General features: G+C 61.6%; 2 pseudogenes. Both read left to right on the top strand.

From position 1 onward, the window contains the following. Positions 1 to 289, top strand: a pseudogene (locus IVB46_RS38605) (branched-chain amino acid ABC transporter substrate-binding protein); the annotation flags it as partial. A gap of 99 nt (positions 290 to 388) precedes the next feature. Further along, a pseudogene (locus IVB46_RS38600) lies at positions 389 to 586 on the top strand (branched-chain amino acid ABC transporter permease); the annotation flags it as partial.

Raw genomic sequence — 586 nt, 5'->3', positions numbered from 1 at the left:
TGTCAGCTTCGCGCACTGGGCCCACATGTGCGAGCAGGCCGGCAGCTTCAATCCGCCCGACGTGATCAAGGCCTACGAGAAGGGCGAGACGATCCCCTCGCTGGTCGGTGACGTGCATTATCGCCCCGAGGATCACCAGTGCATTCGCCCGGTGATCATCGTCAAGGGCAAGCAGCAGAAAGACATGAAGAACAAGGAAGACTGGTACGACGTCGTCGAGATCGTCCCGGGTGAAGGCCTGATGCAGAAGCCGGACGCGTTCGGCTGCCATCTCGGCGACTATAGCTGATCCCGTGCTAACCCCCTGTGACGCCGTAGGTCACACTCTGGACCTGCGGCGTCACCTTTTTGACGACGCACCGCCGCGCGTCACGATAGCGATCCCCGCATGATTAGTTGGCCCAATCTCGTTTCGCAGCTTTTCAACGGGCTCGCGCTCGGCGCCCTGCTTGCGCTGATCAGCTCCGGCCTGACCATCATCTACGGGACGCTCGGCGTGCTCAACCTCGCGCATGGCGCGATGTTCATGATCGGCGGCTATGCCGGCTTCGTCGCCTACCAGTACACGGAGTCCTTCATCATCGCC

The sequence above is a fragment of the Bradyrhizobium sp. 61 genome, assembly GCF_023073075.1.
Taxonomy (GTDB): Bacteria; Pseudomonadota; Alphaproteobacteria; order Rhizobiales; family Xanthobacteraceae; genus Bradyrhizobium; species Bradyrhizobium barranii.
Note: the sequence above shows the minus strand (reverse complement) of the source record. Positions and strands in the feature narration are given on the sequence as shown.